Raw genomic sequence first — 26,045 nt, 5'->3', positions numbered from 1 at the left:
CCCTACGAGAGGAACTTCCCGAATGAGTGTGAAACGAGCCTCCGCTGCTGCGGCTTCCGCCGTACTGCTGGCCGGCCTCGCGACGGTGCCGGCCGGCACCGCGACCGCGGCGACCACCGCGGCATGCCAGCTGACCGTGGGATCCGTCACGAGTGGTGGCGACATCGGCTACTCGAACATCACCGCCTCGGCGCCGCCGACGGCCAAGCAGGGCACCGGCCCGCATCTGTTCACCCCGGGGATCGCGAAGGCGAGCTCGACCTGGACCGAGTCGCTCGACGTCCCCGCGGGGAGTACGACGACCGGCCGCGTCGTACTGAACGACACGTTGTACTCGGCGTACTACTCCGACACGTCCGGGGTCCCGCCGACCGGTCTCAAGAAGATCGGTTCCGGCTGGACGTACTTCACCATGGTCGAAGACTCGTTCTGGCAGCCCGGCCCGGGCTATCCGGGGGCCGGCGCGCGGTACGGCCTGAAGGGCGGGAGCGGCGACCTCTATCGCTGGGTGCTGGACAGCAAGGGGGTCTGGCACAGCCAGGTCGCCGGCGGGTTCGCCGCGGTCAAGACGATGGCGCTGATCAGTGAGACCAAGGCCTACGACACCTTCCTGGCGAACACCCGCGGCGGTGCGCTCTACACCATCCGCATTCCGCGCACCTCGCCGATGAAGCCGATCGTGAAGCAGGTCCGCACCTCGACCTGGCAGACCTTCGAGTCGCTCGTCGCCGAACGCTGCGGCAACCAGAGCACCCTGCTGACCGCGATCGACAAGGACACCGGCGCGGCGTACCTGTACGCCGTCAGTCACGCCAACGGAACCGCCACCGTCATCAAGGGCCTCGGCAAAGTCCCCGGCACCTACAAAGACCCCGTCTACTACCTCAACACCGCCGAAGGAAACCCACCCCTCAACGGCGACTGAGCTCGGCGGAATGACAGAGCCCCGGCATCCATCATCTGATTGCCGGGGCTCTGGACGTCAGGGCTCAGAAGTCTCCGCCGAAGTCGCCGCCGCCCATGTCGCCGCCGCCGAAGTCCCAGCCGCCGGAGTCGCCGCCGGAGTCGCCCATGTTGAAGTCGCCGCCGTCGCCACCACCGTCACCGCCACCGTCACTGCCGTCCGCCATGCCGGCGTCGTAGCCGGCCGCGTAGTCGCCGTAGCCGCCGCCGGCGAACATCCCGCCGAGCGCCGTACCGAGGAACAGACCGGTGGCGATCCCGCCGATGCCGCCGAACATGCCCTGCGCGTACGGCGAGTAGGCCGGGCCGGCCTCCCAGTAGGGCACCCGCTGCGGGCCGACCATCACCTTGCGGACGTCCGGCTCGGCGCCGGCCTTCACCCGCTCGGCGTCTGCCGCACAGGCCGGCACCTCACGCGGTGCGCCACCGGGCGGCGACCACATCACGTCCTCGACGGACGGACCGTGCTGCGGGTTGAAGAAGCACGACGGGCGACGCTGCGGGAGCGGCTCACCGGCCACGCGGGCGCGCACACAGGTCGCGGCGTACCGGCCGTCCTCGAGGATCTCGATCACGTGTTTGATCTGATCGGCGTGGGTGACCTGACCGACCGCCTGCTTGGCGGACTCGTAGGAGTCCAGCGCGCGCTGGTAGTCCTGCCGCGCTCCGTCACCGAGGTCCTTGCCGACCATTTCCAGGTCGAGGTCCTGCAGTTCCTCGCCGAACCGGGTGATGTCCTCGTCGGCGGTGCGCTTCACCGACTCGAGTTCACCGGCGGTGATCTCGTGCTGCTTGCGGGACTGCAGCTGGGTCCGACGGTACGAGCGATACGCCAGCACCGCGATCACCACGATGGCGATGATCAGGATGAAGTCCATGTCGGGCCTCTCTCAATGGCTTTAGGGAGAGCTTATCCACCTCCGCAAGGCATCCTCGCCACGCAGGGTGACGCAATGCCGGGAAAGCGATCACCCAGCGCGCATAATCGATGAGCGCCGCCCAGCGAACCGTCGTATCCCCGCCGGAAGGCTGTTCCATGGGCAAGACCTCCCGACTCCTCACCCTCGCGGCGACGGGCCTCAGCCTGGTCCTTCCCACTCCGCAACCACAGTCGCCCCCGGCGCAGCCGTCGTACCAGGAACTCGCGCTCGACGGGCCCTCGATCCAGGCCGAAACGAAGCCGTTCTCGATGGTGGCCATCACCTGGTCACAGAGCACTTGGCCGCAGGGCACGCAGCCGGTGTCGGCGAAGGTCCGCGTCCAGCGCGACGGCTCCTGGACCGACTGGCAGGCACTCCAGGTCGAGGACGACCACGGCCCCGATCCATCGGCTCCTGAAGGAATCGAGCGCGCCGGCACCGACCCGCTGTGGGTCGGCAACGCGACCGGTGTGCAGGCGAGTGCCGTGACCAGCAGCGGTACGACGGTCAGCGACGCCAAGGTGATCCTGATCCAGCCCGGCGTCCTCGACACCGACGCCGACGAGCCCCGGGCGTCCGGTGTGATCCAGCCCGAGGCGAGCAGAGCGCCGTACCCGATGCCGGCCATGGTGAGCCGGAAGCGGTGGGGTGCCGACGAGCGGCTGCGCAGTCACAACGGCGCGGCCTGCGCGCGACCGAAGTACACGACCACCGTGCAGGCGGCGTTCGTGCACCACACCGCCGATCGGAACGACTACACGCGGACTCAGGTCCCGGCGATGGTGCGGGCGATGTACACGTACCACGTGAAGAGCCGCGGCTGGTGCGACCTCGGCTACAACTTCCTGGTCGACCGTTTCGGCCGCGCCTTCGAGGGCCGGTACGGCGGTGCACAGTTGCCGGTGCTCGGTGCGCACACTGCTGCGTTCAACTCGAACTCCTTCGGTGTCGCGGTGATCGGCAACTTCGAGAACACCGCGCCACCGGCGGCGATGCTGGAGATGACGGCCCGCGTGATCGCCTGGAAGCTGGACGCGAACTATCGGTCGCCGCATGCGACGATCGTGCTCGACGGCAGCCGGCTGCACACGGTCTCGGGGCACCGCGACACCAAGGCGACCGCGTGCCCGGGTCAGCAGCTCTACAGCAAACTCGGTTGGTTGAAGCAACGAATCAACACGTTGATCGGCGGCAGCGTCTCGACCCCGATCTACCGGTACGCGCGGGGGATCGGCTTCACGTATCTGGGGCAGCCGTTCTGGGGTGAGCACCGGACGAGGACCGGCTGGGCGACGTACTTCGCCACCCGCGACGTCTTCTTTTCCGTTGCCAGCGGCACGCATTCCACGGCCGGTGTGTTCCGGACACGCTATCGGCGGCTCGGCGCCGGCAGCGCGCGGCTCGGACTGCCGGTCACTGATCTGTACGCGGTCAAGGGCGGCCTGAAGCAGAAGTTCCAGCGCGGCTGGCTCATCTACAACCAACCCCAGGGCAAGATCTACGTCCAGTACGGGAGAGCGTCATGAAGAAGCGTGCGATCGCCGCCGTCGTCCTGTCCTCCGCCCTGATCAGCGCGAGCGCGCAGGCGAGTCCGGTCGAGCCGAAGGCGGCTACCGCCGGCACGACCATCAGCGGCCGCGGATTCGGGCACGGCCGCGGGATGTCGCAGTACGGCGCCCAGGGCGCGGCCATCGCCGGGAAGTCGGTCCGGCAGATCCTCGACTTCTACTACCCCGGCACGACGACCGGCAAGGCGACCGGCAGCATCCGGGTCCGGATCAGCGCGGACACCACTGACGGCGTCCGGGTCGGCACGGTCAACCACCTGCGCGTCCGTGACCTGACCGCCGGCAAGGTCTACACGTTGCCCAAGGCATCGACCCGGAACCAGTGGTCGATCGATCCGTACGGCGATCACGGCACCAAGGTCAGCTCGTTCGACGCGAAGACCCGGAAATGGACGCTGTGGAAGACGTTCACCGGCATGACGCAGTTCGAGGGTGCGGCCGTGACCGGGTTGATCCTGCCGAGTGGAGCGGTACGCCGGTATCGCGGCGCGCTCCGGGCCATCGACGTCTCCGGTGCACACCTCGACACGGTGAATGTCGTGTCGCTCGACTACTACCTACGTGGCGTCGTACCGCGAGAAGCCTTGTCCAGCTGGCGTCCGGCCGCATTGCAGGCGCAGGCCGTTGCCGCACGCACCTATTCGGCCTTCCACCGGAGCCGGGCCGCGCGGAAGGCGTACGACCTGTGCGACACCACGTCGTGCCAGGTGTACGGCGGGTACGACTCGGAGAAGGCGTCGACGAATACGGCCGTCGCGGCGACCGCGGGGCAGATCAGGTTGTACAAGGGGAAGCCGATCATCGCCGAGTTCTCCTCCTCGAACGGAGGGGCGACGGCGGTCGGCGACGTGCCGTACCAGGTGCTGAAGGCGGACGGCTGGGACGCGTATCCGAACAACGGGAATCCCAACGTGACCTGGACGGTGACCCGGACGGCGGCGGAGGTGCAGGCGGTCTTCGACGTGGGGTCGATCCGGAGCCTGCGGGTGCTGAAGCGAACCGGCGTCGGCCCGCCGGGCGGCCGGGCCCTCACGGTGGAGGCGGTCGGGTCGAAGGGGCGGCGGGTGCTGACCGCCGATCAGGTGCGGATCCGGCTGCATCTGCGGTCGGCCTGGATCGCGTTCCCGGTCAGTCCTCTTGGTATGCCAACTGATCCCGTCGCGGACACCGGTCGCTGAGCCATTGACGGCGCATCGCTGGGCCGGTTAGAACGTGACATCGATGTCAATCACCACCGCCCAGGAGGATCACAGTCGATGCGCAGGAAAATTGGTATATCAACTCGGGTCGCGGCCGGGGTGCTCGCGGTCGCCGTCCTCGGGTCACTGACCATGACCGCGGCCGACGCCGGGACGAATCCGGCGGCTCGTGCGCAGGCGTCGTACGACGCGATCAACAAGTACTTCGACGCGGGCAACGGACTGTTGCTCGAGGAGTACCCGAACACGCAGACCAACCCGTACTCGTATGTCTGGCCGTACTCGCAGGCGGCGATCGCCGCGGAGGACCTGGCGGGTGTGCCGGGCGCCGGGCGGAAGGCGTCCGAGGAGGCCGACCGGCGGATCGCGGCGTACGAGCCGTACTGGAACGCCGGTACGACGCCGACGGGCTACGACTCGTATGTCCGCCCGCCGCTGGGTCAAGGCGGGGACAAGTTCTACGACGACAACGAGTGGATCGGACTGAACCTGATCCAGCGATACAAGCGGACTGGTGACCGCGCTGCGCTGGCTCGGGCCAAAGACATCTTCACGCTCGTTGTGCACGGGTGGGACACGGATCCGTCGCACCCCTGTGCCGGTGGCGTGTTCTGGACCCAGGCGCCGTGGAGCCAGGACCGCAACACGGTGTCGAACGGGCCGGGTGCTGAGCTCGGTGCGCATCTGTACCTGCTGACGCGGGACCGGTCGTACCTGACCTGGGCTCAGACGATGTACAAGTGGGCGCAGGACTGCATGCTGGCGCCGAACGGTTTGTACTGGGACCACATCGACCTGGCCGGGAATGTCGAGAAGACGCAGTGGAGCTACAACCAGGGCGTGATGCTCGGTGCGGGCGTCCTGCTGTTCAAGGCGACCGGCAACCGGCAGTACCTGGCTGACGCCAAGTCCGTCGCGAAGGCGTCGCTGGCGTTCTACAGCACGCAGGAGATGCTGGCCAAGCAGGGTGCGGCCTTCAACTCGATCTGGTTCAAGAACCTGCTGATCCTCGACTCGGTGGCGCCGGACCCGCGCTACCGGAAGGCCATGCAGGCGTACGCCGACTACAACTGGAACACCACCCGCGACCCGGCCACGAACCTGTACCACTTCAAGGACGGCTCCGTCGAACTCCTCCAGCAAGCCGGCATCACCCAAGTCCACGCCCTCCTATCCTGGCCCCGCTCCAAGTACAACCTCCTGGCCTGACCCATCCGGAACGCACCGCGCCGCCCGTCCCCGGCAGGGGATGGGCGGCGCGGTTGTTGTTGTTGTTGTTGTTGTTTGTCAGGCAGCCGCAGTTGCCGTCTTGATCTCCACAGGCGTGATGGGCGTCCCGTCCGTGGGACCGTTCTGCGGGGTGACGCCCGTCTTCGCGACCTTGTCGATCAGCTTGAGGCCGGCCTCGTCGACGGTGCCGAAGGCTGTGTACTGCGGGCCTAGTCCGGACGCATCGCCGTACACGATGAAGAACTGACTGCCATTCGTGTTCGCCCCGGAGTTCGCCATCGCGAGCACACCGCGGCCGTACTTCAGCGTCGGGAAGACCTCGTCCGCGAAGCTGTACCCCGGGCCGCCACCACCGGTGCCGGTCGGGTCGCCACACTGCAGGACCTGGAGGCCTTCGCCGACCGTGAGCCGGTGGCACTTGGTGTTGTCGAAGAACTTCTGCCCGACCAGGCTGAGGAAGTTCTTCACCGTGCACGGCGCCAGCGCGCTGTCCAGCGTGAGCTGCAGGTCGCCGATCGAGGTGTTCAGGCTGACCTTCGACGTTCCCGACGCCTTGGTCTTGCCGTTGGCCGGCGGGTTCACCGGCTTGCTGGCCGGCTCGGCGCTCTTCTTGTACGTGCAGCTCACCTGCGCCGGCAACGGCGTCGGCCGCTTCAGCGGCGCCGCGAGCGCGGTCGGGATGTTCGTCGCCTTGTTGTCCGGCCCGGCCGACGAGGGCAGCTCAGTCGGCGCGGCCGCCGGGGTATCGCTGCCGCCGCCGGTCCCGATCACCACGAAGACCCCGACCACGACCACCACCACCGCGGCGATCGCCGTGATGGTGATCCCCAGGTTTCGCCGCTGCCGTCGCCGCTCAGCTTCCCGCTCGGCCTGCCGCTTGGCCTTGCGCTGCGCCAGCTGATGCTGATGGGTCTTCTTGGACATGCAGTACCCTCCTCACCGAGATGCCTGCAGGGAACCTACAGCCTCAACCTGAGAACTGTCTGTCAATCCGTGCTACCGAACGGTCGCACCACCGACTGGTTGAAGCTGTACCCGTCCGGGCCGGCGTTGGTGAGCGACACCCCAGGCATGCCGAACTCCGCAGCCGTCCTGCACCTTGTTCAAGAGGTTGTGGGGGCTCAGCAGGACGCGCGGGTGTTTTCAGTGATGGTCAGGAGTTGGCGGCCGGTCGGCGGTGCGACGGGTGTCGGGCCGCAGCAACCGCCTGTCTCGTCGGTGTTGTCGCCGTACGCGAGATTGGACGAACAGACGCCCGTCTCCGGCAGGTCGAGCTGGACGTCGCGGGCGCCGGTCCAGTCTCCGGCCAGTGCGGCGACCACGGATCGGGCCTGTTCGTACCCGGTGGCGAGCAGGAACGTCGGTGCCCGGCCGTAGGACTTCGCACCGATGGCGTAGTACCCGGGCTCGGGGTGAGCGAGTTCGTCGACGCCGTGGGGTGGGACTGTGCCGCAGGAGTGCTTGTTCGGGTCGATCAGCGGGGCGAGCGCGCGGGTGGAGCCGAGGATCGGGTCGAGGTCGAGGCGCAGCTCGGACACCATCTCGTGGTCGGGGCGGAATCCGGTGGAGTTCACAACGGTGTCGGCGACGACGGTCCGTTCGCCGGAGGTCAGCTCGACGCGTCCGTCGGCGGTGCGGCCGATTGCCTCGATCCGGAACGAACCGACGAGCTCCACCTGGCCGGACTGCACGAGCTTCTTGAGCCGAGAGCCGAGCGCGCCACGTGCGGGAAGCTCATCGGCTTCACCGCCGCCGTAGGTGCGGGCCTGGTCGGTGCCACGGACGACCCAGACGATCTCCGTGCCGGGCGCGTCCTGAGCGAGTACGCCGAGGTCGAGCAGGGTGGTCGCCGCCGAGTGGCCGGCGCCGACGATCGCCGTACGACGACCTGCATAGCGATCCCGGTCGGCGCCGAGCACGTCGGGCAGCGCGTGCGCGATGCCGTCGGCGGTTGTCTCGCCGCGTGCCGGGATGCCGGAACCGCCGAGGACGTTCGGTGTGCGCCAGTTGCCGGCGGCATCGATCACGGCCGAGGCGAGCAGCTCGGTGTCGTCGGCGAGGCGGATCAGGAACGGCGCGGCCTCGCGCCCGGCCGTGCGGATCCGGTCGAAGCCGATCCTCGTCACCGCTGCGACCTGAGCGCCGTACCGGATCCGGTCGTTGAGTTGCGGAGTCTTGGTCAACGGCTCCAGGTAGGCGTCGATCAGCTCTCCGCCGGTCGGCAGGGCGCCGAGGTCGGGTTCGGTCCAGCCGGCACCTTCCAGCAGGCGCCGCGCCGCGCTGTCGAGGTCGTAGCGCCACGGGCTGAAGAGCTTCACGTGCCGCCATTCCTCGATCGCCGCGGCCACGCTCGGACCTGACTCGAGCACGACGAAGTCCAGGCCGCGCTCAGCCAGATGCGCCGCCGCGGCCAGCCCGACCGGACCGGCGCCGATGACCACGACCGGGGCTGCTGTTGGCTCGCTCACGATCCCTCCTTATCTTGAAGTTCATCTAATCAGCGATGTCTACCTTGCCTCTTGATTAGATAGCCGTCAAGATAGAAACATGTCGAAACAGGAGATCACGCTGACGCCGGCCCCCGGTGGTACCTGCTGTACGCCGATCTCCGACGCGGCCCTCGACTCGGGCGGAGCGGTCGCGGGCGCCGCGGTCTTCAAAGCCCTCGCCGACCCGATCCGGCTGCGACTGCTGTCGATGATCACGTCCGCCGATGGGGAGGTCTGCGTGTGCGAGCTGACACCGCAGTTCGACGTCAGTGGGCCGACCATCTCCCATCACCTCAAGGTGTTGCGCGAGGCCGGTCTGGTCGACTGTGAGCGCCGCGGCACGTGGGTCTACTACTGGCCCGTGCCCGAACGGATCCAGTGGATCTCGACTCTTCTCGCCGTACCGGCGACCGCGCACTGAGACCTGCTGGAGCTACCTCGTGAACAAGCCCAGCGTCCTGTTCGTCTGCATCCACAACGCCGGCCGCTCCCAGATGGCCGCCGGCTGGCTACGCCACCTGGCCGGCGACACGGTCACCGTCCTGTCCGCCGGATCCGAACCCGGCGACCAGCTCAACCCGGTCGCCGTCCAGGCGATGCAAGAGGTCGGCATCGACATCACCGCCGCCGTCCCGCAGCGCCTCTCCACCGAAGCCGTCCAGTCCAGCGATGTCGTCATCACCATGGGCTGCGGTGACGCCTGCCCCTTCTACCCAGGCAAACGCTACGAAGACTGGGAACTCCCCGACCCAGCCGGCCAACCCCTCCCCGCCGTACGCGAGATCCGCGACGAGATCCGCACCCACATCGAGTCCCTGATAACGACCCTCCACTCCAACTAGCCACCCCCAAGGCCGCCGCGGACAACCCCAACAACAGAGCGACCTCGACCCAACAGCGCTGACCACGGCCCATCTGCATGTTCGCCGTATCCAGCGCCTGCGACAGCAATCGCCGTGTGCCCTAGACCTGGCAGGGTGAGCTGAATCCCCGGCGCCGGCCACATGCCAGGCGTTCCGAGACAAGCGGGGGTCGGTGCAGCTCCTGGTCGACAACATGACGAGTCTGGCCAGACCGCGGAGCAGATCAAGACGGCAAGGGTGGTTGCCTTCGCCGCGATCCACAACCTCTGCACCGACCAGACCGGCGACCTGTAGACCAACGACGAAATGCCCCAACGTATCGAGCCTTGGGAGACTTCGTCGTCTACGGCAGGCGGGACAGACGCACTGAATCGGCAGGCCCCGCCGGTGTTCATCTATCTGAGTGACCTCGACCTGACAGCGCGGGCGACTTCAGGCCGGCCACTTCAAGCGCGAGACGTCAGCACTCGGCCGAGCATCAATTGACTCGGTCTTCCCCGATTGAGCATCGGGCCACTGTGCAGGTCCGGAGGTGGTCAAGGCCCGGGAGCCTTCGGTCCGTTGATCGTCATGAAGTCCATGCCGTGATTCGGATGGTTTGATCGCCATGGGGCTGAGTGGTTCATCGCGGTCGGAGGTGCGGGCCTCCTTGGTCGAACGTGTGCCAGGTGGGGTGGAGGGCTCGCCCCAGATGGCGAGGTTGGCCGCCTCGCGAAGTGGCAAGGCTGCGATGGATCCGGTGCTCTCGCCCTTGGCTGCAAGCAGACGCTGAAGAACTTCTGCCCCGGTTGCCGTACGACGGCTCGCGGAACTGACCGCATTAGACGCGGCAACCAGCGCGAGCGGAGCCGGCACGCCAGGGCCGCCGAGCGATACCATGCTGCGCTCGACGTCGGACAACGGCGGTGATGCTGTGCCGCGTTGTGGCTTGGGCATTGGTGATGATGCCGCGCCGGGCTCCGCTTGAGTCTGGCGGATCCTGTGAGTTTGGCGGGCTGGTCGGGCGGTGTGTTGTGGTGGTGGGTCGGCCCAGGTGGGGCGGGCGACGTGGACCTCCCCGTCGGTGATGGTGATGATCCAGTCGCCGGCGTGCAGGTCGACGTGGTGGCGGCGGCACAGCAAACACAGGTTGTGCACGGCGGTTGCACCGCCGTCGATCCAGGACTCCAAGTGGTGAGCGTCGCACTGCACCGGCGGCGCACCGCACACGACACAACCCCTGTCGCGGGCGTTCAACGCGCGGCGCATCGCGCCGGTGACGAGCCGCTCGGCCCGCCCGACATCCAGCGGCTCCGACTTCGACCCCAACACCAACGGAATGACCTTCGCATCACACGCCAGCCGCCGGATCGTGGCCGCCGACAGCCCGTCGCCATACACCACGTCGCCGATGGCGTCGGCGGTCGCCGACTTCAGATCCTGCAGGTCAATGGTCACAGTGATGTTCGCCTTCGCCCCAAACCCCGGTATCCGCCCAGACCCACCGACCCCGACCACAGCCGCCGTACTAGTCCCGGCCGCCCCGACCACGTCCGCCGTACCAGCCCCGGCCGGATCGGCACCGGTCGTACCGATGCCCGCCAGATCGGCACCAGCCGTATGTGCTGGGGTCGTGGCGGGTGGGGTTGTGCCGGTGTCGTAGGCGGTGGCGGCGAGGGTGAGGGCGGTGGTGAGGGCGTCGGCTTGGCGTTTGTCGCGGGGGCGGGGGTCGAGGTCGCCGGTGCGGGTGCGGTGGGGGCGGGCGCCGGCGTGGATGAGGGAGCGGAGGAGTTCGGCGTTTTCGTTGGCCAGGTAGCCGCGGAACTTCACGCCTCGGTCGGCTCCGGTCAGGGTCAGGGATTCGCGGGCGTAGGCCTGGTGTTCGTCGGGTTCGGGGCCGTCGGTGTCCAGGACGTCGCGGACGCGTTGGCCGGCCTTGCGCAGTTCGGCCGGGGACAGGTGGCGGGCCAGGCCGACGAGTTCGCGTTCGGCCACGTCGAGGTCCTCGACCGGGACGGTGTCGGGGACCTTCTCGAGCGCGGTCACGATCGCCTCGGCCTGAGCCGGGTGCAGGAACCTGTCCGCCGTACCCGCGCCATTCGCCTCGGCCGGGTCATCTGGAGCGTTGGCCAGTTCGCGCGCGTTGTCAGTTGGCTCTCGCGCGTCGTCGGCTGGCTCTGGGGTGTCGTCGGTTGGGTCTGGCGAGGCGTTGCGTACGGCGGTTGGGCGGTTGGTGGCGGGGAGGGCGGCCGACACGGCGGCGTACTTGGACAGGGTTTGGGCGAGGCGGACGTCGCGGCGGGCTTGGGGGCGGTCGAGGCGGTAGCGGAAGGCGACGAGTTGGGTGGTGTCGTGGGCGCCGATTTCTTGGGCGTAGCCGTCGTGGTCGAGGCCGGCGATGAGGTGCAGGCGGTAGGTCTGTCGGCGGGCGAGGTCGGCCTCGAGGGCGTCGAGAGCCGCCAGCTTTTCGCTGCCGCTCATCGACCACACCGGTCGCTCGCCGAGGAGTTCCATGCCGTCAACTCTAGACACAGCCACCGACAGTTCTCAAACCTAGAAACCCTTGTTTTGAAGGGATTCTAGTCATCCACAGATGCGCTGCGACTATCCACAAGCGTCAGATGTTGTGGACAACGGTCAGACGTTGCCTCAAGCAAGCATTACTTGTGCGGGGGCTTCGATGTTGCATCGGGCTGCTACTGGACGTGCCGTCGCTTGTGGCGGTGTTGACGGTCGAACAGATCTGGCGGCTGCTATCGACTGCTCGACAGCGATGGGCTCGACGGGCTGAATATGCGGGCGCTCGGGCAGCGGCTGGGTACCGCGGCGACGGCGATCTACTGGCATGTCAAGACTAAGGACGAGTTGGTGCAGTTGGCGGGGGACGCGGTCTGGACGGAGATCGAGTTGTCCGATCTCGAGGCCGCTGGACTGGCGGACAGCGGCGACGGCAATGGCGGTCGGATTGCACGGGAGGCTCACTCGGCATCCGTGGCTGGGGCAGGCGTTCGGGAGTCACCTGCTTGCGGGGCTGGAAGTTCCGGTCCGACGACCACAATCTGGCGCTCGACACCGTAGCTGCAACCCAGTACGCCGCCGAGCACGACAACACCTTCGACTTCGGTCTCCAGGCATCCTCAACGGGTTCGAAACCCACCCTGTCATCAGCCGACTAACACTTGTGCTCCACGCGCACGGCTTGAATTAGTTCGGCACCAACCTGCGCTCACCGGATGTGCGTCGTCCGGGTGAGCACCTGTGGCAGTCTCTGGCGACACCGCGTTGGCCCGGGATGAAGGTCTGCGCCACGCTGAAGGCGGCGAAAGGAACAGTCGCCGCGGAGTGGTGTCCTTTGTGTGTTCCCACGCACCTGTCGGCATTGCTCGGCGCCCGTCACAATGGTTCGTGATCCGGCCGCGCGCCGCTGAAGGACTGCCGCCGCGGAGCGGTGGTTTGGAGGTGTTCAGGTGCCTGGTTGTCAGTCCTTGATTTCGCAGAGGGTGGCGCCGGCGGAGACGGTGGCTCCTACTTCGGCGGTCAGGCCGGTGATGGTGCCGGATTTGTGGGCGTTGAGGGGTTGTTCCATCTTCATGGCTTCGAGGACGACGATGAGGTCGCCTTCGGCGACGGTGGCGCCTTCCTCGACGGCGATCTTGACGATGGTGCCTTGCATGGGCGAGGTGAGGGAGTCGCCAGAGGCGGCGGCACCCTTGCCCGAGCTGCCGGCTCGGCGGGCCGGCTTCTTCTTGCCGGCGGCGGGTGCGGCACTGGCGCCGAGGCCGGCGGGCAGGACGACCTCGAGGCGTTTGCCGCCGACCTCGACGGTGACCCGCTCGCGTTCGCCGGTCTCCTCGGCCTCGGCGGTCGGGCCTTCGTACGGCGTGAGCTGGTTGTCGTACTCGGTTTCGATCCAGCGGGTGTGGACCTTGAAGCCGTCGGTGCCCACGAAGGCGGGGTCCGACACGAGGGCCGCGTGGAACGGGATGACCGTCGGCATGCCTTCGACGACGAACTCGCGCAGGGCCCGGCGGGACCGTTCCAGCGCCTGGGTCCGATCGCGACCGGTGACGATCAGCTTGGCCACCAAGGAGTCGAAGGCGCCGGGCACGGTCTCGCCCTGGTCGTAGCCGCCGTCGAGCCGTACGCCGGGACCGGATGGCGCGTGCCAGCGGGTCAACGTACCCGGCGCGGGCAGGAATCCTCGCCCGCCGTCCTCCGCGTTGATCCGGAACTCGATCGAGTGCCCCGACACGACGGGATCGTCGTACCCGAGCTCCTCGCCGTTGGCGATCCGGAACATCTCGCGGACCAGGTCCAGCCCGGTGACCTCCTCGGAGACCGGGTGCTCGACCTGCAGCCGGGTGTTCACCTCGAGGAACGAGATCAGCCCGTCCTGCCCGACCAGGAACTCACACGTGCCGGCCCCGACGTACCCGGCCTCCCGCAGGATCGCCTTCGACGCCGAGTACAAAGTCTCCATCTGCTCCGACGACAAGAACGGAGCCGGAGCCTCCTCGACCAGCTTCTGGTACCGGCGCTGCAGCGAGCAGTCCCGCGTCGACACCACCACAACGTTGCCGTGGGCATCGGCCAGGCACTGGGTCTCGACGTGGCGCGGCTTGTCCAGGTACCGCTCGACGAAGCACTCGCCGCGTCCGAACGCGCTGACGGCCTCACGCGTCGCGGACTCGAACAGTTCCGGCACCTCCTCCAGCGTGCGCGCGACCTTCATCCCGCGGCCGCCACCGCCGTACGCCGCCTTGATCGCGATCGGCAGGCCGTATTCCTCGGCGAACGCGATCACCTCCGAGGCGTCGGCGACCGGGTCCGGCGTACCGGGGACCTGCGGCGCGCCGACCTTGTCGGCGATGTGCCGCGCCTTGACCTTGTCGCCGAGCGAGTCGATCGCCGACGGCGGCGGGCCGATCCAGATCAGCCCGGCGTCGAGGACGGCCTGGGCGAAGTCGGCGTTCTCGGCCAGGAAGCCGTAGCCGGGATGGACGGCGTCCGCACCCGAGCGGGCCGCGACGTCGAGGATCTTGGCGATGTTCAGGTAGGAGTCGGCCGGTGTCGACCCGTCCAGGGAGTACGCCTCGTCGGCGAGCCGGACGAACAGCGCGTCCCGGTCCTGGTCGGCGTACACGGCGACGCTGGCCAGGCCCGCGTCGGCGGCGGCCCGGACGACCCGGACGGCGATCTCGCCCCGGTTGGCGACCAGCACCTTGGTGATCTGCTTGCTGTCGGACACAGCTGACTCCCTTCGGCTGGCCCGAGTCTAGGGTCAACCAGCCCTCGAAGGAGACAGGGCGTTCCTCACATCACCGCGGGCGGGCGCTCGAAGTACGACTCGAGGACGACGATCGTCTGCGTGCTGGTCACGCCGTCGATCTGGTGCAATGCGCGCAGGGTCGCCTGCAGGTCCTCGGTGGTCGCCGTCCGCACCTTCACCAGGACGGATGCCGGCCCGGCGATGATGTGCGCCTCCTGGACTGCCGGAATCGCACGAAGAGCGTGCAGCGTCGGCTCGTCGCCCATCCAGGCGCTCGCGTCGAGTAGGACGAAGGCCAGCACGCCCTGACCGAGAGCGGCCGGGTCCACCTCGACCGTGGTCCGCCGGATCACACCGGCCGCCTTCAGTTTGCGCACCCGCTCGTGGGCCGAGCCCGCCGACAGGCCGACGGTCTGGCCCAACGCGGCGTACGACTGCCCGGCGTCGTCCTGCAAGGCGGTGAGGAGCTTGCGATCCAGATCATCTATGGTCATCTATAGCTCTCTCCGAATCTCATCCTGTTCAGAGTGAGTGTAACAGGATATGGTTCTGGATATGCCCATCACTCTCACACCCACCCCACCGCGGATCCGGGCCGAGCTGGTCAAGCTCGACGACCGCTTCACCGTGGCCGGCGACGAGTACGTCGAGTGCCTGTACGACGGCGGTCGCTGGCTGGAAGGACCGGCGTACGCACCGGCCTGGCGCTGCCTGATCTTCAGCGACATCCCGAACGACCGGCTGCTCCGCTGGGACGAGGTCTCCGGTCAGGTGAGCGTGTTCCGCGAGCCGTCCGGCAATGTCAACGGCAACACGATCGACCGCACCGGCCGCCTGATCAGCTGCTCCCAAGGCGACCGCAGCGTCATCCGGACCGAGTACGACGGAAGCCGCACGGTGCTCGCGTCACACCTGGACGGCCGCCGCCTCAACAGCCCGAACGATGTGGTCGTGCGCAGCGACGGCTCGATCTGGTTCACGGACCCGCCGTACGGCATCACCTCGAACTACGAGGGCAACGCGGCCGAGCAGGAGATCGACGGTTGCCACGTCTACCGGATCGCCCCGGACGGCGCGCTGACCGTGGTCGCGGACGATTTCATCCGCCCGAACGGCCTCGCCTTCTCCCTTGACGAGAACCAGTTGTACGTCGTCGACACCCCGGGCAAGCACATCCGCCGGTTCGACGTGGACGGCGAGAAGCTGACCGGGGGCGAGGTGTTCGCGCCGTGCGAGGCCGGCATGTTCGACGGGGTCCGGCTGGACAGCGCCGGGCGGGTCTGGGCGGCGACGCACGAAGGCGTGCACTGCTTCGACCCGGACGGCACGCTGATCGGCAAGCTCCTGCTGCCGGACGTCGTGTCCAACCTGACCTTCGGCGGCCCGAAGAAGAACCGCCTGTTCATCACTGCCACCACGACGGTCTGGTCCTGGTTGCTCACCGCAACCGGCAGCTGAGAGGTCCAACCGACGGGCGGGCGGGGGCGATCCGGGCGAGTTCGGCATAGGCTCGCGGGTGACGTGCAGCCGAGTTCGCGAGGAGTGGTGATGACGGGCATTCTCGAACCGTTGGCGGGGACCGCACCGGCCGTCTGGGAGGCGTTGGACGACCGGTTCGCCGGGATTCGCGGGGACAGCCTGCTCGAACGCCTGTGGACCGGCGGCCGGTGGGTGGAAGGTCCCGTGTACTCGCCGGCCGGCCGCTATCTGCTCTGGAGCGACATCCCGAACGACCGCATCCTGCGCTGGGACGAGACGTCGTACCAGGTCTCCGTCTTCCGGCACCCGGCCGGGAACACGAACGGGCACACGCGCGACACCGAGGGCCGCCTGGTCAGCTGCGAGCACGGCAACCGCCGGGTGAGCCGGACCGAGCACCACGGCGCGGTCACCGTGCTGGCTTCGGAGTACGACGGCAAGCGGCTGAACAGCCCGAACGACGTGGTGGTCAAGCGCGACGGCTCGGTCTGGTTCACGGATCCGGCGTACGGGATCGACAGTGACTACGAGGGATACAAGGGCGCGATCGAGACGGGTGGTTGCCACGTCTACCGGATCTCGCCGGACGGGGTGCTGACCCGGGTCGCGGACGACTTCAACCGGCCGAACGGCCTGGCGTTCTCGCTCGACGAATCGTTGCTCTACATCGCCGACTCGGAGGAGGGGACGCTCCGCGTCTTCACCGTCGACGGCGACAAGTTGTCCGGCGGCGAGCTGTTCGCCGAATGCGGCAACGGGATCTTCGACGGCATCCGGCTCGACACCGAGGGCCGCATCTGGGCTTCCGCTGCCGACGGCGTACACATCTACCACCCCGACGGCACGCTGCTCGGCAAGCTCCTCGTCCCCGAGACCGTCTCCAACCTCACCTGGGGCGGCGCCAAACGCAACCGCCTCTTCCTCACCGCGACCACCTCGGTCTACTCCCTCTTCACCACCGCGAACGGAGCCCCGGAGGCCTACGGCCCGCGCCGCTGATTCCCTCGGCGGAGGGAGCGCGTTCGCTCTCGTGAGGGATGTGCCGGCGCAGCTGCGATGGAAGCGTCGACTCGGTTGGTCCGCGACCGGCGGGCCCGATCGAGGAGGAGCGCACGTGGGTAGGCGACTGCTGCTGGGGACCTTGGCCGTCGCGGTGCTGGCCGGAATCGGCCTCTCCCCATCGGTTGCCGCAGGCAATGATGCGGCGCCGGTGATGAGGGTGTCCGGGGTCGGCGGCGGGCGGCTCGGACCGGAGTGGAAGCCGTTCGACGGTGATCCGGTGCGGTTTAGGGCACCGCGCCGAACTTCTTGCTGACGGACGGTGGGTTCCGGGTGCACGGCGTACGGCATCCGTCGGAGGCTGCCCGAGCCGGGACGACGGTGGCGGTGAAGGCTGCCGCGGACGGCGGTACGACGGTTGCCGCCGTACTCGGTGCCCCGGACGCAGCGCGAACCGGAATGCTGCGGTTCGATCTGACGGCTCACGTGCCGGCGGGCGGGAACCCGACGCAGGTCCAGGGCCACTTCCGCTTCACCGAGCGTGGTAGGTGGTCGACGGAGGTCGAAGGACAGCTCACCTGCCTGGCCACCGGCGGCCCGGTGGCGATGACGACGGGCGTGGTGACGAGGTCGACCGATCCGTCCCGCGTCGGCAAGCCGGTGTCCTTTGCCCTGAAAGACGGCAGGATCGACCGCATCGGCTGGCTGTGGAGCTGGTCCGATCACCCCGCGCCGATCGCCGACTGTCGGTCCACCGTGCCGTTCTACTCCCCTCGGTGGGGCGGCGTGGTCGTTCGGTCAGAGAAGAAACTCGGTCGCCCGCGCGGCCGCGGCTGTGAGATGTTGGCCTGCTGACCTGTTCCGAGGAGGAGTTTGTGAGCATCGTGATCGATCGAGTTCCCGCGCATCTACGGCAGCTCGCGGAGGCTGTTGTCGCCGAGGCCGAGACGGACCCGCGGCTGCTCGCCGTTGTCGCCGGCGGGTCGATCGCCACCGGGACGAGCGACGAGCACTCCGATCTGGACCTGGTGCTCGTCTGCGCGCCGGACAAACACCAGGAATGTCTGGCCGAGGCGCCGGTGTTCGCAGCTCGGCTGGGACCGTTGCTGGCGAGTTTCACCGGCGAGCACGTGGGCGAGCCGCGGTTGCTGATCGCGTTGTACGGGCCGCCGTTGGCGCATGTGGATCTGAAGTTCGTCACGCCGGACGACCTGCGGGACCGGGTCGAGGACGGTGTCGTGCTGTGGCAGCGGGACGACTCGGTCGATCGTGCTTACAGTACGTCGCAGCCGAGCTGGCCGGAGGTCGATCCGCAGTGGATCGAGGACCGGTTCTGGGTGTGGGTGCACTACACGGCGGTGAAGATCGCCCGCGGTGAACTCTTCGAGGCGGTGGAAGCGCTGGGCGCGATCCGCTCGGCCACGATCGCGCCGCTCGCGACCCTGGGCCGGACATCGAAGCCTTCCGGCGTACGGCGGTTGGAGACGCTGGCGCCGGAGTTGGTCCCGGAGTTGCGGGCGACCGTGCCGATCGCGGATCCGGATGACTGCCTGCGGGCGTTGAATGCGTCCGTCGACCTGTACCGGAAGGTGCGGGACAGCAGCGGCGTCGCGGTGGAGCGGCGTACTGCTGCCGAGCAGGCGGTCGTGGCGTTCCTTGCGGACTGAGCGCGCGAGCCCGGGGTACGACGTACCCCGGGCTCGGGTGGTCGCTAGAGCTTCTTCAGTTGGTCGATGACGGTGAACACGGCCAGGAAGCCGAACGCCAGGAACGAGAACCACAGCACGGCGGTCCGCCAGGCCGTGATGCGGATAGCGTGCGGGAGAGCCCGGGAGTTCATCCACCAGAGCAGGCCGGAGTACACGAACATCATCGTGCCGGCGGTGCAGGCGGAGATGACCAGCAGCACCAGCGGCTGATCCAGCCCGGCCAGTAGCACGAGGATGCCGAAGGCAACCAGTCCCCAGACCAGCCAGAAGTACAGCTTGGATTCGGTCACCTTCGATTCGCGCAGGTAGCGGGCCTTGATCATGTCCGAGGCCAGCCGGGACGTGTAGTCGACGATCCCGGCCGCGGCCGCGAACAACGCGAACGCGCCGATCGCCCAGAACAGGTAGCCGAACCAGCCGCCGACCAGGGACTGCAGGGTCGTGCCCTCGATCTTCAGGAAGCTGATGTTGTTCTTGACGTCGGGGTTACCGAACAGCGTCGCGTGGGCGAGCATCGAGGTGAACACGATCGTCAGCACGGTGATCGCCACGAACGTCGCGGCCTGCTCGATGTTGGCGAACTTCCACCAGCGCCGCCAGCGGGCCATGTTCGCCTCGTCGGGGGTGAAGGTGTAACCGTTCGCGGTCGGGTCGGCCTCGGTCTCACCGGTGACCGGTGACGTCAGCCGGGGCACGTGCTGCCCCATCCCGAAGCCCTTGTCCCGGATCCAGTTGCTCTGGACGAGATTCTGGCCGCCGCCGGCACCGGCGTACGCGATCGCGCCCATCACCAGCGCGAACCCGAGCTGGTCGACCGGGAACTGCGGGTGGGTGACCGCGTCGCCGAGCGCGCTGTACGTCTTGCCGCGGATGGCGAAGACGAGCGCCAGGACGACGAGCAGCGCCACGGCGGCGATCTTCACCGCGATCAGCCGCTCGAGCATCACATAGACGACCGGCGCGAAGGTCAGGATCACGCCGATCACCAGCAGGATGCCGATCGCGATCCAGCGCGGGTCGCCGGCGCCGAACAGATAGGTCAGCATCGCCGCCGAACTGGTCGCCCAGCCGGGCCACATGTTCGCGAAATACGTCATGATCGCGAAGAACAGGCCCCAGTGTTTGCCGTACCGGTTGAAGCCGGTCAACGCTGTCTCACCAGTGGCCAGCGTGTACCGCTCGATCTCCATGTTCAGGAACCACTGGATCACCACGCCGACGACGGCGCCCCAGAGGAACACCAGTCCGACCTGACTGGAGATGTACGGCCAGAGGATGAACTCACCCGAGGCCAGCCCGACGCCGGCGCCGACCATACCGGGGCCGACGATCTTCCAGGTCTTGCTGGGCGGTTCGGGGAGGTCGCGGACCTGCGGTGCGGGCAGGTTCTTGGTGGGCAGTGCGAACTTTCCGTGGTCAGTGGTCGTGATGTCTGCCATCGGCTCCTCACTTCCTCGGCCCCCTTTCTGCGGAGGTTAACGAACACTGCGGACACAGGCGACCCGACACAGAAAAGGACAAAGGAAAGGAGGGGCAAGGGGCGGCGACCCGACGCAGCTGGATGGCAGACTGCCGGACATGAGTGGGGTGACGGTGCTGAGCGCGTCGTACGCCGGAGCCGCGAGCGCACCGGCCTACGCCCGGCTGGCCGGGCTCGTCGACGAGTTGGCGGGGGAGAAGTTGGTACAGCGTGACGCCACCGGGCCGATCGTGGTCTTCGATGACCCGGCGACCGCGGTCTCCGCAGCGCGGACGTTGCGCGCAGCTGCATCCGGCGCGCCGGCGGCTGAGTTGCTGCGGATCGCCGTACATACAGGCTCAGCGACAGGTGCGGCGGTCAGGCATGCCGAGCAACTGCTGGAGATCGCGAATCCCGGACAGACGTTGCTCACCGCAACCGCCGCGGCCGGCCTGGCCGACGTCACCGATCTCGGCGTTCACCGGCTGAAGGATCTCGGGTCGCCGGAGCGGATCTTCGAGCTCACGGAGACGACCGGGGCGCTGCGATCGCTGGACCGGGTGCCGAACAACCTGCCAGTGATGTTCACCAGCTTCGTCGGCCGGCAGACCCAACTGGCCGCACTGCGGACGCAGCTGTCCGGGAACCGCCTCGTGACGCTGACCGGCCCAGGCGGCAGTGGCAAGACTCGGCTGGCTGCACAGTCCGCGGCACAGTCGGTGGATCGCTGGCCGGACGGCGTCTGGTGGGTCGACCTCGCCGCGGTCACCGAGGGCAAGCAGATCCCGGAGGCTGTCGCGTCCGCTGTCGGCGTACTGGTCGAGGCCGGCGATCGCACCCGCCTGCTGATCGGTCAGTTGAGGACCAAGCGGGCCCTGATCTGCCTGGACAACTGCGAGCAGATCATCGACGCCGTCGCGGAGTTCGTGGTCGCGCTGCAGACCGCGTGTCCCGAGATCTCCGTACTCGCGACGAGCCGCGAGCCGCTCGACATCCCGGGCGAGGCGATCTGGCGCGTGCCCGCCCTCGCGCCGGACGAGGCGCGGACACTCTTCGTGGAACGCGCCGGATCCGAGTTTCCCGAGTCGGAGCAGGCGATCCGGTCGATCTGCGTCCGCCTGGACGGGATGCCGCTGGCGTTGGAACTGGCTGCGGCCTGGGTACGCACGCTGACGCCGGAGCAGATCGAGTCCGGCCTGGACGACCGGTTCGGCCTGCTGACGAAGAACGTCCGTGGTGTCGCGGCCCGGCAGCAGACGCTGGCCGCGTCGATCGACTGGAGTCACGAGCTGCTCGATCCGGACGAGCGGCAGGTGTTCCGCCGGTTGGCTGTGTTCGCCGGCGGATTCACGCTGGACGCAGCGCGGGCCGTGTGCGGACGGGACGGCGTACTGGAGATCTTCGGGCGGCTTGTCGACAAATCGCTTGTCGTCGCCGAGGCCGGACGCTACCGGCTGCTCGAGACCATCCGCGAGTACGCCGGTGCGCGGCTGCGGGAGGCGGATGAGGAGGACGCCGTCCGTGACCTGCAGCTCGATCATTACCTGGCCGTGGCCGAGGCGGCGGAGCCGTTGCTGGACAGCGATCGGGACAAGTGGCGAGCGCTGATCGAGCCCGATCGGGAGAACTTCCGCGCGGCACTGGACCACGGACTGTCCCGAAGCGACACTGAACGCGGCCGCCGGCTGGCCGCCGCGTTGTCCTGGATGTGGAACCTGCAGGCGACGGGCTCCGAGGGTATCGGGATCCTCCGGCGGGCGATCGAGTCCGCGTCGGACGAGAGGTCGTTGCTGCAGGCCCGTTTGCTGTACGGGTACGCGTCCGTCGCCGACACCGTCGATCCGTTCGGGTACGACGCGGCCGGCCGGGGTCTCGAGCTGGCCATTGAGCTCGGTGCTGATCGACTGCGGTCGTTGCTGCTCGCCTTGGTTGCGGTCGGCAAGTTCTTCACCGGATTCCAGGAGGCCTGGGACCTGACCGAGGAAGGACGTCGCCTCGCCGAGGGGATCGGCGACGACGCCGCTCGCGACGCCAACCTCGCGCTCCAGTGCGTGTTGCTGGCGCTGTGGGACCGGCACGACGAGCTGCGTCTGATGCTCGAGGTCGTGACGCCGGGCCTGCTCGCCCGCGGCGAAAGCGGTATCGCGACCACGGTGCTGCTGGTGCGGTCCGAGAGCCTTGCGTCGACAGACGAGCTTGGACAGGCGATCGAGGTGGCCGAACAGGCCCTCGCAACGGCCGAGCCGCTGGCCGACTTCCATCGGGTCGGGACGGCCCGCGGTCAGTTGGCGACGTTGCTGGCTCGGTCGGGACGGCTTGACGAGGCGTACGCGCTGATGCAGCCGCTCCTCGATCTGGTCGACGCGGCAGTGGTCCCGAACCTCGGTCAGGTGATGGGCGTGCTGTCACTGTGGAAAGGCGACCACGACGCCGCTGTCGAGTGGATGCGGCCCATTGTGGATCCGGACAGCCCGATGGCGCAGACGTATGTGCCGGCGATGCTCCTCCCGACGTACGCCGCCGCGCTGCAGGTGGGTAGACACACGGCGGAGGCGATCGAGGCGGCGGACCGTGGGGTGAGGCTTGCCCGGGAGTACGGCCTGCCGAAGATCCACGCCGACGCGCTCGACCAACTGGGCCGATGCCTGATCACCGACCAGCCCGACAAGGCCGCCGACCTCCTGCACGAGGCGCTCACCACACGACTCGACCACGGCCTGCGCACACAACTGGTCGACAGCCTCGAATCCCTCGCCCTGCTGGCAGACCACACCAACCGCCCAACCGACGCAACCCGCCTGGCAACCGCAGCCGCCACTGCCCGCACCACTCTCGGCTACACAGCCCCGACCGGTCTGCCCACGCCGGCCGATCGACCGGAGTCAATGAGGGTCGACCAGGCGCCGTTGTCGCTGGACCAGGCTGTTGCGTATGCGCGTCGTACCAGGGGAGCGAGGGGCCGTCCGTCGAGTGGGTGGGCGAGTTTGACGCCGACCGAGGAGCAGGTCGTCGCGCTCGCGGTCGAAGGGCTGAGCAACCCCGAGATCGGCGAGCGGCTGTTCATCAGCCGGGGCACGGTGAAGACGCACCTCGCCCACGTGTACGCGAAACTCGGAGTCGCCAACCGCACCGAGCTCGCATCACTCAAGAAGACCTGAACTCAAGAAGACCTGAGCATCTCCAGTGCCTTGCTGATCCGCCGTACCCGCGTCTCCGGCTTCTTGGCGTCGTTGATCGCGTTCACGTGCTCCCGCCGGTGGCTGTAACTGAGCGCATCGAACGCCGTCCGCAACCCGGCCTCCTGCAGCGCCGCGGCAAGATCCGCCGGCACCTCCACCGTCCGCTCGGCTGCGTCCCGCACCAGCGTCACGGTCACCGGATCACCGGCCCCCTTCCCCAACTCACCCCGAATACTCTTCAGGATCCCCAGCGCCATACACCCACCCATCGACGCGATCGACCCGCGATACGCGATCCCATCGAACGTCGCTTGCACCGGAATCCGCCCACCACCCCCGAGCGCGGCAACCACCTCCCCAGGCACCTCCACCCAGCCTCCACCCCCGTCATTCACCACAATCGACCCCTCGAACGTCTCCATGCCGCCCAACCTAGGCCGACAACTTGCTGGGCCACCAGACTTTCTTGCCGATGTCGTAGGCGAGAGACGGGACGAGGAGGGAGCGGACGACGGTGGTGTCCAGGAGGACGCCGAAGGCGACCATGAAGGCGATCTGGACGAGGAAGAGGATGGGGAGGACGGCGAGGGCGGAGAAGGTGGCCGCGAGGACGACGCCGGCCGAGGTGATTACGCCGCCGGTGACCGCGAGGCCGACCAGGATGCCGGGTCTGGTGCCCTGTTCCTTGGATTCCTCCCGCACCCTGGTCATCAGGAAGATCGAGTAGTCGATGCCCAGTGCCACCAGGAAGACGAACGCGTAGAGCGGGATGTTCGGATCCGCGCCCGGGAACTTGAACACGTGGTTGAACACCAGCGCGCTCACCCCGACGGTCGCGCCGAAGGACAGCACGTTCGCGACCACCAGCAGGACGGCGGCGACGAGCGAGCGCAACAACAGCGTCAGTACGACGAAGATGAGCGCGAGGATGGCCGGGATGATCACCCGCAGGTCCCGCTTGCTGGCGTCGAGGACGTCGAGGTTGATCGCCGTGTTGCCGCCCACCAGGATGTCGGGGCTGACCTGGTCCAGCTCGGTGCGCAGATGCTGGACCACCTTGGTCGCCGCTGGTGAGTCGGCCGGCACCTTCAGCGTGGCCTGGACCAGAACCTTGCCGTCGACAACCTTCGGCGGTACGCCGGGTGCCGGCGAGGCGGACGCCGTACCGACGCCGTCGACCTTCGACGCGGTCTGCACCACCTGGTCCGCCTGGGCGGCCGGGGTCAGGATCTGGACCGGCGTACCGGCGCCCGCGTCGAAGTGCTGGGCGAGCACCTGCTGGCCGGTGACGGATTCGACCTTGTCGAGGAACAGGTCCTCCTGCGAGATGCCGCTCGCCTTGAACGTCGGCAGGAACGCCGCACAGGCCAGCAGCGCCAGCGCGCTGACCACCCAGACCCGGCGGGCGCGGCGCCCGACCAGGCCGGAGATGCGGCCCCACAGCTTGCGGCCGCCGACCTGGTCGCGGGCGTGGACGTGGTCGAGGCGCGGGATCGACGGCCAGAAGATCCGCCGGCCGAAGGCGAGCAGGATCGCGGGCAGGAAGCTCATCGCCGCGATCAGCGCGCCGGCGATGCCGATCGCGCCGACCGGGCCGAGGCCCTTGGTGCTGCCGAGCTGGGACAGCAGCAGGCAGAGCAGACCGAGGATGACCGTCGCCGCGCTGGCCGCGATCGGCTCGATCGCCGCGCGCCAGGCGATCCGCATCGCCTCGTACTTGCTCTCGTAGTCGTGCAGCTCTTCCTTGTAGCGCGAGACGAGCAGCAGCGAGTAGTCGGTCGCGGCGCCGACGACGAGGATGAACAGGATGCCCTGACTCTGCCCGTTCAGTTCCAGTACGCCGTGCTTCGCCAGTGGATAGACGACGAGCGCGGCCAGGGCGAGCCCGAAGACGGCGGTCAGCAGGACCGCGATGGGCAGGATCGGGCTGCGGTAGACGATCAGCAGGATGACGAACACGACCGTGAGCGCGACCCCGAGCAGGATCCCGTCGATCCCGCTGAATGCCACGACGAAGTCCGCGAAGACACCGCCAGGGCCGGTGACGTAGACCGTCAGACCAGTGGGTGTGAGGTCCTGTTTTATGCTGGTGCGCATCGTGTCGGCGACCGCGAACAGCACGGTCTCGCCAGGCTTGACCACCTCGTCGGCGCGCTGGCCGTCCAGCTCGACGGTGAGCAGGAGGGCCTTCTTGTCCTCCGACGGGATCACCGTCTTGGCGGGCGCGGCGAGGTAGTCGCCGATGGTCTTGCCGCCGCCGAGCTCCATCGTCGGGACCTTGGCGAGGAACGCGTTGGCGTTGGCCAGGTCTTGCGGGGTGATGCCGGAGTCGCGCACGATCAGGACGAAGTACGGCAGGGCCTTGGAGTCCACGAACTTGGCCGATTCGTTCGCGACCAATGTCGACTCGGCCTGCTTCGGCAGGAAGTTGGCGTTGTCGTTCTCCTGGACCTCACTGAGCTTGCCCACCGTCGGGCCGCCCAGAGCCCCCAGCACCAGCCAGCCGATCAGCACGGCGGCGATGGCCGCCCGCCACTTCCACCGGCCCTGGCTCTTGTCGTGTCGCACGCTGTCCCCTCCGCCTGTCGGTCACCGGCACAGTACCCAGGCCGGTTCCTTCTTCTCTCACCACCCGGCGGCGGGTGTGCGGGAGCCGTTTCGGCGGCGTAACAACAAGATGACTACGTGGAAACACCCCGGTCATAGCGTCCTGGCCTAATCGAACAGGTCGGATGATCGG

At 68.1% G+C, this 26,045-nt stretch carries 21 protein-coding genes; 12 read left to right on the top strand and 9 right to left on the bottom strand.

What is annotated here, in order from left to right:
• Window positions 1-22: 22 nt before the first annotated feature.
• Window positions 23-925 carry a hypothetical protein gene (locus OG876_RS06115; protein WP_328523783.1) on the top strand — a complete coding sequence of 301 codons (903 nt, stop codon included), beginning with the start codon at window positions 23-25 and terminating at the stop codon, window positions 923-925.
• 64 nt (window positions 926-989) lie between these two features.
• Here OG876_RS06115 and OG876_RS06110 read toward each other — a convergent pair whose 3' ends face one another.
• Window positions 990-1,841, bottom strand: coding sequence for a hypothetical protein (locus tag OG876_RS06110; protein ID WP_328523782.1), 852 nt, complete (start codon window positions 1,839-1,841; stop codon window positions 990-992).
• A gap of 158 nt (window positions 1,842-1,999) precedes the next feature.
• On the opposite strand from OG876_RS06110, the gene OG876_RS06105 reads away from it, so the two are divergent.
• The 3 genes from OG876_RS06105 to OG876_RS06095 all read left to right on the top strand — a co-directional run bounded on the left by OG876_RS06105 (window position 2,000) and on the right by OG876_RS06095 (window position 5,859).
• Window positions 2,000-3,409, top strand: a complete 1,410-nt coding sequence (locus tag OG876_RS06105) for a peptidoglycan recognition protein (RefSeq protein WP_328523781.1) — start codon at window positions 2,000-2,002, stop codon at window positions 3,407-3,409.
• Entirely contained in the window at window positions 3,406-4,629 is a 1,224-nt protein-coding gene (locus tag OG876_RS06100; protein ID WP_328523780.1) for a SpoIID/LytB domain-containing protein, read from the top strand. Before OG876_RS06105 ends, OG876_RS06100 begins: the two co-directional genes overlap by 4 nt.
• 78 nt (window positions 4,630-4,707) lie before the next feature.
• Entirely contained in the window at window positions 4,708-5,859 is a 1,152-nt protein-coding gene (locus OG876_RS06095; RefSeq protein ID WP_328523779.1) for a glycoside hydrolase family 76 protein, read from the top strand.
• A gap of 78 nt (window positions 5,860-5,937) precedes the next feature.
• On the opposite strand, the gene OG876_RS06090 is transcribed toward OG876_RS06095, so the two are convergent.
• Entirely contained in the window at window positions 5,938-6,804 is an 867-nt protein-coding gene (locus OG876_RS06090; RefSeq protein WP_328523778.1) for a peptidylprolyl isomerase, read from the bottom strand.
• A gap of 197 nt (window positions 6,805-7,001) precedes the next feature.
• Complete coding sequence (locus OG876_RS06085; protein ID WP_328523777.1) at window positions 7,002-8,348, bottom strand: FAD-dependent oxidoreductase; 1,347 nt, start codon at window positions 8,346-8,348, stop codon at window positions 7,002-7,004.
• A 79-nt stretch (window positions 8,349-8,427) separates the two neighbouring features.
• Here OG876_RS06085 and OG876_RS06080 point away from each other — a divergent pair, with 79 nt between their 5' ends.
• Both OG876_RS06080 and OG876_RS06075 read left to right on the top strand, forming a co-directional pair.
• Entirely contained in the window at window positions 8,428-8,790 is a 363-nt protein-coding gene (locus OG876_RS06080; RefSeq protein ID WP_328523776.1) for an ArsR/SmtB family transcription factor, read from the top strand.
• Between the two features lie 19 nt (window positions 8,791-8,809).
• Window positions 8,810-9,211, top strand: a complete 402-nt coding sequence (locus OG876_RS06075; protein WP_442914106.1) for an arsenate reductase ArsC — start codon at window positions 8,810-8,812, stop codon at window positions 9,209-9,211.
• Between the two features lie 453 nt (window positions 9,212-9,664).
• Here OG876_RS06075 and OG876_RS06070 read toward each other — a convergent pair whose 3' ends face one another.
• A complete protein-coding gene (locus OG876_RS06070) occupies window positions 9,665-11,725 on the bottom strand; it encodes an HNH endonuclease signature motif containing protein (RefSeq protein ID WP_328523775.1) in 2,061 nt (686 codons plus the stop codon).
• 279 nt (window positions 11,726-12,004) lie between these two features.
• Here OG876_RS06070 and OG876_RS43965 point away from each other — a divergent pair, with 279 nt between their 5' ends.
• Entirely contained in the window at window positions 12,005-12,289 is a 285-nt protein-coding gene (locus OG876_RS43965; protein WP_442914105.1) for a hypothetical protein, read from the top strand.
• Between the two features lie 400 nt (window positions 12,290-12,689).
• Here the strand turns inward: OG876_RS43965 and OG876_RS06065 are convergent, their stop codons facing one another.
• Both OG876_RS06065 and OG876_RS06060 read right to left on the bottom strand, forming a co-directional pair.
• Window positions 12,690-14,459: an acetyl/propionyl/methylcrotonyl-CoA carboxylase subunit alpha gene (locus tag OG876_RS06065; RefSeq protein WP_328523774.1), complete on the bottom strand. Its 1,770-nt coding sequence runs from the start codon at window positions 14,457-14,459 to the stop codon at window positions 12,690-12,692.
• Window positions 14,460-14,524: 65 nt separating this feature from the next.
• Window positions 14,525-14,974: an Lrp/AsnC family transcriptional regulator gene (locus OG876_RS06060; protein ID WP_328523773.1), complete on the bottom strand. Its 450-nt coding sequence runs from the start codon at window positions 14,972-14,974 to the stop codon at window positions 14,525-14,527.
• A gap of 61 nt (window positions 14,975-15,035) precedes the next feature.
• Here OG876_RS06060 and OG876_RS06055 point away from each other — a divergent pair, with 61 nt between their 5' ends.
• The 4 genes from OG876_RS06055 (at window position 15,036) to OG876_RS06040 (ending at window position 18,625) form a co-directional block, all read left to right on the top strand.
• On the top strand, window positions 15,036-15,938 hold the full coding sequence (locus tag OG876_RS06055) for an SMP-30/gluconolactonase/LRE family protein (RefSeq protein WP_328523772.1): 903 nt from the start codon (window positions 15,036-15,038) through the stop codon (window positions 15,936-15,938).
• Window positions 15,939-16,028: 90 nt separating this feature from the next.
• Entirely contained in the window at window positions 16,029-16,958 is a 930-nt protein-coding gene (locus OG876_RS06050; protein WP_328523771.1) for an SMP-30/gluconolactonase/LRE family protein, read from the top strand.
• A 309-nt stretch (window positions 16,959-17,267) separates the two neighbouring features.
• Window positions 17,268-17,813, top strand: a complete 546-nt coding sequence (locus OG876_RS06045) for a hypothetical protein (protein ID WP_328523770.1) — start codon at window positions 17,268-17,270, stop codon at window positions 17,811-17,813.
• A gap of 20 nt (window positions 17,814-17,833) precedes the next feature.
• The gene (locus OG876_RS06040; RefSeq protein WP_328523769.1) at window positions 17,834-18,625 is read left to right on the top strand and encodes a nucleotidyltransferase domain-containing protein; all 792 of its coding nucleotides are present in this window, start codon (window positions 17,834-17,836) and stop codon (window positions 18,623-18,625) included.
• A gap of 44 nt (window positions 18,626-18,669) precedes the next feature.
• Here OG876_RS06040 and OG876_RS06035 read toward each other — a convergent pair whose 3' ends face one another.
• A complete protein-coding gene (locus OG876_RS06035) occupies window positions 18,670-20,106 on the bottom strand; it encodes an Nramp family divalent metal transporter (RefSeq protein ID WP_328523768.1) in 1,437 nt (478 codons plus the stop codon).
• A 139-nt stretch (window positions 20,107-20,245) separates the two neighbouring features.
• Between OG876_RS06035 and OG876_RS06030 the strand changes: the two genes are divergently transcribed.
• Window positions 20,246-23,284 carry a helix-turn-helix transcriptional regulator gene (locus OG876_RS06030; protein ID WP_328523767.1) on the top strand — a complete coding sequence of 1,013 codons (3,039 nt, stop codon included), beginning with the start codon at window positions 20,246-20,248 and terminating at the stop codon, window positions 23,282-23,284.
• Window positions 23,285-23,286: 2 nt separating this feature from the next.
• Here OG876_RS06030 and OG876_RS06025 read toward each other — a convergent pair whose 3' ends face one another.
• Window positions 23,287-23,727 carry a YdeI/OmpD-associated family protein gene (locus OG876_RS06025; protein WP_328523766.1) on the bottom strand — a complete coding sequence of 147 codons (441 nt, stop codon included), beginning with the start codon at window positions 23,725-23,727 and terminating at the stop codon, window positions 23,287-23,289.
• Window positions 23,728-23,737: 10 nt separating this feature from the next.
• On the bottom strand, window positions 23,738-25,873 hold the full coding sequence (locus OG876_RS06020; RefSeq protein ID WP_328523765.1) for an MMPL family transporter: 2,136 nt from the start codon (window positions 25,871-25,873) through the stop codon (window positions 23,738-23,740).
• Between the last annotated feature and the right edge of the window lie 172 nt (window positions 25,874-26,045).

Source organism: Kribbella sp. NBC_00359 (assembly GCF_036097425.1).
GTDB lineage: Bacteria > Actinomycetota > Actinomycetes > Propionibacteriales > Kribbellaceae > Kribbella.
This window is presented reverse-complemented; position numbering and strand designations above follow the sequence as displayed.

Excerpts from the sequence above, each read along its gene's own strand:
- OG876_RS06115 (WP_328523783.1), top strand. The coding sequence starts at position 23 with ATGAGTGTGAAACGAGCCTCCGCTGCTGCGGCTTCCGCCGTACTGCTG.
- OG876_RS06110 (WP_328523782.1), bottom strand. The coding sequence starts at position 1,841 with ATGGACTTCATCCTGATCATCGCCATCGTGGTGATCGCGGTGCTGGCG.
- OG876_RS06105 (WP_328523781.1), top strand. The coding sequence starts at position 2,000 with ATGGGCAAGACCTCCCGACTCCTCACCCTCGCGGCGACGGGCCTCAGC.
- OG876_RS06100 (WP_328523780.1), top strand. The coding sequence starts at position 3,406 with ATGAAGAAGCGTGCGATCGCCGCCGTCGTCCTGTCCTCCGCCCTGATC.
- OG876_RS06095 (WP_328523779.1), top strand. The coding sequence starts at position 4,708 with ATGCGCAGGAAAATTGGTATATCAACTCGGGTCGCGGCCGGGGTGCTC.
- OG876_RS06090 (WP_328523778.1), bottom strand. The coding sequence starts at position 6,804 with ATGTCCAAGAAGACCCATCAGCATCAGCTGGCGCAGCGCAAGGCCAAG.
- OG876_RS06080 (WP_328523776.1), top strand. The coding sequence starts at position 8,428 with ATGTCGAAACAGGAGATCACGCTGACGCCGGCCCCCGGTGGTACCTGC.
- OG876_RS06070 (WP_328523775.1), bottom strand. The coding sequence starts at position 11,725 with ATGGAACTCCTCGGCGAGCGACCGGTGTGGTCGATGAGCGGCAGCGAA.
- OG876_RS43965 (WP_442914105.1), top strand. The coding sequence starts at position 12,005 with ATGCGGGCGCTCGGGCAGCGGCTGGGTACCGCGGCGACGGCGATCTAC.
- OG876_RS06060 (WP_328523773.1), bottom strand. The coding sequence starts at position 14,974 with ATGACCATAGATGATCTGGATCGCAAGCTCCTCACCGCCTTGCAGGAC.
- OG876_RS06055 (WP_328523772.1), top strand. The coding sequence starts at position 15,036 with ATGCCCATCACTCTCACACCCACCCCACCGCGGATCCGGGCCGAGCTG.
- OG876_RS06050 (WP_328523771.1), top strand. The coding sequence starts at position 16,029 with ATGACGGGCATTCTCGAACCGTTGGCGGGGACCGCACCGGCCGTCTGG.
- OG876_RS06035 (WP_328523768.1), bottom strand. The coding sequence starts at position 20,106 with ATGGCAGACATCACGACCACTGACCACGGAAAGTTCGCACTGCCCACC.
- OG876_RS06030 (WP_328523767.1), top strand. The coding sequence starts at position 20,246 with ATGAGTGGGGTGACGGTGCTGAGCGCGTCGTACGCCGGAGCCGCGAGC.
- OG876_RS06025 (WP_328523766.1), bottom strand. The coding sequence starts at position 23,727 with ATGGAGACGTTCGAGGGGTCGATTGTGGTGAATGACGGGGGTGGAGGC.